At 37.0% G+C, this 7,075-nt stretch carries 5 protein-coding genes; 2 read left to right on the forward strand and 3 right to left on the reverse strand.

Translation table 11 applies throughout. The annotated features are described in order from the left end of the window. Together AACY61_RS06415 and gyrB are read right to left on the reverse strand one after the other, a co-directional pair. Window positions 1–906, reverse strand: a 906-nt coding sequence (locus AACY61_RS06415; RefSeq protein WP_339610753.1) for a DUF6588 family protein, incomplete at its 3' end; no start/stop codon positions are given. Between the two features lie 158 nt (window positions 907–1,064). Next, window positions 1,065–3,002 (reverse strand): DNA topoisomerase (ATP-hydrolyzing) subunit B, encoded by a 1,938-nt coding sequence (gene gyrB, locus AACY61_RS06420; protein ID WP_339610754.1) that lies wholly within the window; start codon window positions 3,000–3,002, stop codon window positions 1,065–1,067. A gap of 259 nt (window positions 3,003–3,261) precedes the next feature. On the opposite strand from gyrB, the gene AACY61_RS06425 reads away from it, so the two are divergent. Continuing rightward, window positions 3,262–3,810, forward strand: coding sequence for a DUF2911 domain-containing protein (locus AACY61_RS06425; protein WP_339610755.1), 549 nt, complete (start codon window positions 3,262–3,264; stop codon window positions 3,808–3,810). Between the two features lies 1 nt (window position 3,811). Here the strand turns inward: AACY61_RS06425 and AACY61_RS06430 are convergent, their stop codons facing one another. After that, complete coding sequence (locus tag AACY61_RS06430) at window positions 3,812–4,441, reverse strand: 7-carboxy-7-deazaguanine synthase QueE (RefSeq protein ID WP_339610757.1); 630 nt, start codon at window positions 4,439–4,441, stop codon at window positions 3,812–3,814. A gap of 182 nt (window positions 4,442–4,623) precedes the next feature. On the opposite strand from AACY61_RS06430, the gene AACY61_RS06435 reads away from it, so the two are divergent. Then, window positions 4,624–7,075 (forward strand): S8 family serine peptidase (locus AACY61_RS06435; RefSeq protein WP_339610756.1); only part of this gene is annotated, 2,452 nt, incomplete at its 3' end.

Genomic DNA, 7,075 nt, shown 5'->3' on the forward strand with positions numbered 1-7,075 from the left:
TTTATTCCTAACTGAAAATGGGTCATCAAATGTGCTTTGTGATTCAAATAAAGGTGTGCCGGCACGCACTGTATAGGTTCCCAATACATCAAAGTCTGAAGTTCCGGTAAAATAACCCAACCCGCCATAAACATTTATTATCTTTAATTTGGTTGAAGCCTGAACCTGGAACAGCCAACTATTCTGCCTTATTTCAAATTGCTGATTGGAGCCTTCAATTATCTGACTGTCTGTAAAGTCATAATTTCCAGTTAGGTTTGTAAAGCCAATGAAACCTGCGATAGCAACCGGAAATGCTTTTTCCACAGGAAGCCATTGTGTGAATTCATGTTGTAAACCCACACCTATTAATCCGGTTTTAACATCTTCATAGTCTACTTTAGGAAAGTATCTCACTTTAAGTTCAGTGGCTTTGAAAATCCCTAATCTTGCCTGCAAAAAAGCAGTTGGCAGCATGTTGACATTTGCAGAAGCAAGCCCTTGTGGAAGTTCAAACTCCACTTCTTCTTCAAAGACGCCGGTTTCATCTTTCACTATGGCATATACAACCACCTCCGGATTATTTTCACCAAAAGCTGTACCCACCTCTTTTGACACACTGCCATCTCTAAAATAAAGATTGTTATATTCAGTTGCATTTAGTGTAAACGTTTTATGTTCATCTTTTATAAAAGAAACATTCCCAATAACGGAAAATTCAAATTTTAGCGGGGTTTTTACCTCAGCAGATTGTATCCAACCATTAGTTAGGTTGTGAATAGCTCCTTCTGCTGCCGGAGAAATATAGCCGGAAGCAAATTTTTGAGCATCTTCAATACCCGCTGCCAGTAAATCTTCTAACTGGTTTTGTGCTTGTGATGTAATTGATATTAGTGATGTGAAAAGTATTAAAACAGTTCTCTTCATATTTTTTTAGATTCGTGTTATAGAATAAACAAGTGAAATCGGATATACCCTAAATAATAAACAGAACTTAACTGTTATTATTAAAAAAGCCCTAAAAGTATCTTTCTTTTAAGGCTTTTAAACAAGTTTCATTGTTTTATAATTTTAAAGAACTAAAGTTATGCATCAATATTGGCATAAACAGCGTTTTTTTCAATAAACTCTCTTCTTGGTGGCACTTCATCGCCCATCAACATAGAGAAAATATGGTCAGCTTCACTTAAGTTATCGATAGTTACCTGACGTAAGGTTCTGTACTCCGGATTCATTGTTGTATCCCACAGCTGCTCAGCATTCATTTCACCAAGACCTTTGTATCGTTGAATTGTTGCACTTCCTCCAAAATCCCTATTGATTTGTTCCCGTTCTTTTTCACTCCAGGCATAGGTTTTTTTATTTCCTTTTTTAATTAAATAAAGAGGTGGAGTAGCAATATAAACATGTCCAGCTTCTATAAGCTCACGCATATACCTAAAGAAGAAGGTAAGGATTAAGGTGGCAATGTGGCTACCATCCACATCGGCATCACACATAATCACAATTTTATGGTACCTTAATTTTGATAAGTTTAACGCTTTACTATCTTCTTCAGTACCAATAGTTACGCCAAGTGCTGTATAGATGTTTTTAATTTCTTCATTTTCAAACACTTTGTGCTGCATTGCCTTTTCAACATTCAATATTTTTCCTCTTAAAGGTAAAATGGCTTGAAAATTTCTGTCTCTTCCCTGTTTAGCTGTTCCGCCAGCTGAGTCACCCTCGACGAGAAAAACTTCACATTTTTGGGGATCTTCTTCAGAGCAGTCTGATAGTTTTCCGGGAAGTCCACCAATGCTCATTACTGTTTTTCTTTGAACCATCTCACGTGCTTTTGTTGCAGCGTGTCTGGCTTGAGCAGCAAGGATTACTTTTTGGACAATAATTTTAGCATCTTCAGGGTTTTCTTCCAAGTAATCGGTTAGCATTTCTGAAACTGCCTGGCTTACAGCTGAAGTTACTTCTCTGTTTCCCAGTTTTGTTTTTGTCTGACCTTCAAATTGAGGTTCAGCAACTTTGACAGATACAATGGCGGTCAAACCTTCTCTAAAGTCATCCCCTGCTATTTCGAATTTTAGTTTATCCAACATTCCCGAGGCATCTGCATACTTTTTCAGAGTTGTTGTTAAGCCGCGACGAAACCCTGAAAGGTGGGTTCCTCCTTCGTGGGTATTTATATTATTTACATAAGAGTGCAAATTTTCGTTAAATGAAGAGTTGTAAGTCATCGCGACCTCTACTGGAATGTCATTTTTTTCAGATTCCAAAGCAATTATATTTTTAATAATCGGCTCTCTGTTTCCGTCTAAAAACCTGATAAACTCTTTTAAGCCCTCTTCGCTATGGAATTTTTCATAAACAAATTCTCCTTTATCATCTTTTTCCCTTTTATCTGTTAATGTGATTGTAATTCCTTTATTTAGAAAAGCGAGTTCCCGCATTCTTCCTGCGAGGGTGTCATAGTTAAAGTCGATGGTTTGTTGAAAAATTTGCACATCGGGGGTGAAGGTCACCACGGTTCCCTTATCGGTTGTTTCTCCAACAGATTTAACAGGGTACTGTGTTTTTCCTAATTTATATTCCTGCTCCCAGATTTTTCCATCTCTATAGACAGTTGCCTTTAAATGAGCTGACAATGCGTTTACAACAGACACACCAACACCGTGGAGGCCTCCTGAAACTTTATATGAATCTTTATCAAATTTACCACCAGCTCCAATTTTTGTCATTACAACTTCAAGAGCAGACACTCCTTCTTTTTTATGAAGATCAACAGGAATACCTCTACCATTATCTTTTACTGTTAAAGAGTTATCTTCATTGATCCAGATATCAATCCTATCACAATAGCCTCCCATGGCCTCATCAATAGAGTTATCAACCACCTCATAAACCAAGTGATGCAACCCTCTTACTCCTGTATCTCCAATGTACATTGATGGTCGCATGCGCACATGCTCCATTCCTTCCAGCGCTTGAATACTGTCTGCGCCATAAATTTTCTTCGATTCTTCGCTCATAAATATTATAGGTTGTAAAATTTAAATTTAAGATGCAATTCAGGTATGACTATATCCCTAAAAAGCTTAACGAGCAAATATAACAAAACCAATAGTAAATTTAAGGCTTGCCACTCATTTAAACCATCAAGTTATTAACAAATTACTGTGGAAAATTTGTCAAAATACTATTTTACCTTATTGAATAATTTTAACAAAAATTAATCGTTTATTTAACACCTTCATCAGATAGTCTTAGACTATTTTTATAAAAAAAATTATGTTATCAAATTATCTTAGATTAAGCCTTATAAGTTTAGTTGTCATTTTAACTACGACTTCATTAAATGCACAAGAGTTCCCACGTCTTGACGCGAGTCCATTGGATATCACTATTGCAAGAAATGACGATATGTCGCCCGTGATTAGGGTCATCTACAGCAGGCCCAAAAAGAATGACCGTAAAATATTTGGTGCTTTGGTACCTTTTGAAAAGGTATGGAGAACGGGTGCCAATGAAGCTACAGAACTTGAGATCTATGAGCCGTTAAAATTAGGCTCAAAGCTTATTGAAAAAGGCACTTATACACTTTACACAATTCCTAACGAAAATGAATGGACAGTCATTATTAACCGAGAAACCAATGTTTGGGGTGCTTACAGTTATATGCAAGATCAGGATGTTGTTAGAGTGAATGTACCTTCAAAAGGTGCTGCAGCAACAATAGAGTCGCTCTCAATGGCTTTTAAACCCACTGAAAATGGAGTGAGTTTAATGATTGGCTGGGATGACCGCTTTATTGAAGTCCCTTTTGAAAAGGTAAAGTAAATTAGGGAATATTCAGGTATTTATGTGTTTGTAGGGATACTTTCCACTTGGGGTTTTTCATTATATAATCAACAATTACAGGAATCATTTTTTCACGTTTACTCCATTCCGGTTGCAAGTAGAGTTTGCAATTTTGGTTGACTTTCAAAGCTTGTTCTTCAGCAAAGCGAAAATCATCCATATTATAAATTATCATTTTCAATTCATTTGCAACCGAATAAATTTCCTGTTCCGGTAATTTTATTTTTTTTGGCGACAGACAAATCCAGTCCCATTTTCCGGTAAGCTTATAGGCTCCTGATGTTTCAATATGGATTTGAAAGTTTTTTTCTTTTAAAAGACTTGTTAGTGGGTTCATATCCCAAGTCAAAGGTTCACCTCCGGTTATTACAATTGTTTTAGAATATTTTTCTGCATTTTTGACAATGTTATCTATATGTGTTGGGGGATGAATTGCTGCATTCCAGCTTTCTTTTACATCACACCAATGACATCCTACATCACATCCGCCAACTCTAATAAAATAAGCAGCTGTCCCTTTATGGTAGCCTTCTCCCTGAATTGTATAAAAATCTTCCATCAATGGAAGCATTATCCCTTCATCAACCATTTTTTTTACTTGTTCATCCATAGCGGGCAAAGATAGGAAATGCACGGCTTAAGTAGCCTATTGAATTGAACAAATTGAACAATCACCTTTTGCAGAAAGGATTAAAATTTACAATTTAACTTTTTTTACCCAGAATATTTAAACCCAATTGAATATATTTGGATTTCTTAAAAAATTAATTTTAATAATTTTTATTTGTTGCTATGAAAAAAAAAATTACACTTTTACATTTTAACATGAAGGCATTGGGAGTTCTGCTCCTAATTTTTGTTTTTAACACTTCACATTCTCAAAATGAATATACCATTCATTTTCAGGAAAACATCATTGAATTTCCTGAAAACATTCAAACTTTTGATTGGAGTCAAATGCCCGAAAAATCACAATTTGAAAACGGTTTTTACGGATGGATTCAATTTTATGAAACCCCCAGTCAAATAGTTCAGGATCGTTTTAAAAATGCTAATTTACAGTTGTTGGAATACATCCCGCATAAAACATATTTGTTTTTCTTTCCTGAAAACACTTCTATTAATTTTCTTCAAGAAAATGGTGTTAGGGGTATCATTCCCATTGAGGGGAGTTTAAAAATTTCAAAAGAATTAAACTACCCGCCTTTTGAGCCTTGGGCAATGGATGGCGCTAATTATCTGGTAACACTACAGTATCACAAAACAGCGACTTCTGATTATGTAATCAATGAGTTAAACAAGCTTCAAATTACCGTTAAGCAGGAGTATAAAAATTCTGATTTAATCGATTTATCAATCCCTGATAACTGTCTGGAGGAGTTAGCCAATTTACCTTTTGTGAAATGGATTGAACTAATCACAGCTCCTGATGTTAAAGATGATACCAGAGGCAGGAGCCTACACAGATCTAATGGATTGGATCCTCAAACCACTGTTGGTACAAACTATACCGGTGTGGGTGTTGGTGTATTGGTAAGAGATGATGGAATTGTTGGACCCCATATTGATTTTCAAGGTAGAATTGATAACTCACAAGCCACCGGTACCGGTCAGACCCATGGAGATGGTGTAGCAGGTATAATGGCAGGAGCTGGAAATTTAAATCCAAGTATGCGAGGAATGGCTGCAGGAGCTGACGTTTATGTTTCAAACTATGCTTCCAACTTTCTTGATACTCCCACACAAAACCTTATCAACAATGATTTGGTTCAAATCACAAATTCATCTTACAGTAATGGCTGTAACGACGGTTATACTTCTACAGCAAGAACTGTAGATTTACAAACAAACGATATTCCTTCTTTATTACACGTTTTTTCTGCCGGGAATTCCAATAATAACAATTGCGGATATGGTGCAGGTTCACAATGGGGTAATATTACAGGTGGACATAAACAAGGTAAAAATGTAATTGCAACTGCCAATGTTTTTTATAATGGAAATTTAGTTAATTCAAGCAGCAGAGGACCAGCTCACGATGGACGAATTAAACCGGATATTACCGCTAACGGCCAAAATCAAAACTCCACAAGTGAAAACAACCAATATCTCGTTTTTGGAGGCACTTCTGGCGCAGCTCCAGGTATCGCTGGTGTTTCTGCGCAGTTATATGAATTATATGCTGATTTAAATGGGGGTGACCACCCCCCATCATCCCTTATAAAAGCTACACTTTTAAATACTACCAATGATTATGGAAATGTAGGTCCGGATTATAAATTCGGATGGGGAATGGTAAACGGCACCAGAGCCGGAAAACTCATTGAAGAAGGTAGGTATTTCACAGATGATATTTCTCAAGGTAACACCAATACTCATACTATAAATGTACCGTCAGGTACCACTCAGGTTCGTTTTATGGTTTACTGGAACGACCCTGCTGCAACACCCGGTGCCAATCCTGCCTTGGTAAATGATTTAGATTTGGTGGTATCAGACCCTGCAAACAACACTTTCTTACCTTGGATACTCGATCCAACACCAAACGCCACATCTCTAGATGCGCCGGCAACAAACGGAGCAGATCATTTAAACAATATGGAACAGGTGTTAATCAATGATCCGGATAGTGGTGACTATGAAATCGAAATTTCAGGTTTTAATGTACCGGTAGGACCACAAGAATATTTTATTGTATATGAAATTATTACAGACCAGCTTGTTTTAACCTATCCTAACGGTGAGGAAAGCTTTTTCCCTAACAATCAGGAAACCATCCACTGGGATGCTACAAACACCTCAGATGATTTTATTTTGGAATACTCAACTGATGGCGGAACCAGCTGGAATAACATCACAACAGTTAATAGCGACATTAGACTATATGACTGGAGCGTTCCCAACGAAATTAGTGGAAGTGCCCTAGTGAGAGTAAGTAGTGGAAGTCTTCAAGACGAAAGCGACAATGAGTTTTCTATAGCAAACTTTGTTGGAGGCGTGGTTCAGGTTACTCAGGTTTGTCCGGAAGAAGCCTCATTTGACTGGAATACAGTCGCTGATGCAGAATCGTATGATTTTTATCTTTTAGGTGATAAATATATGGAAGTTGTTGGCAGTTCTACAACTTCAAATATTACTATTCCAATAACTGACCCCAGTGACGACATGTGGTTTGCGGTAGTTGCTAAAAACGACACTGAAGGCTGGACTTCAAGGAGATCAAATGCACAGTTTTATGGTGGCG

It is taken from the genome of uncultured Planktosalinus sp. (assembly GCF_963973675.1).
In the GTDB taxonomy this organism is placed as follows: Bacteria; Bacteroidota; Bacteroidia; order Flavobacteriales; family Flavobacteriaceae; genus Planktosalinus.

Bases quoted from the DNA above. Each gene is read 5' to 3' on its own strand.
- gyrB (WP_339610754.1), bottom strand. From the start codon at position 3,002: ATGAGCGAAGAATCGAAGAAAATTTATGGCGCAGACAGTATTCAAGCG.
- AACY61_RS06425 (WP_339610755.1), top strand. From the start codon at position 3,262: ATGTTATCAAATTATCTTAGATTAAGCCTTATAAGTTTAGTTGTCATT.
- AACY61_RS06430 (WP_339610757.1), bottom strand. From the start codon at position 4,441: ATGGATGAACAAGTAAAAAAAATGGTTGATGAAGGGATAATGCTTCCA.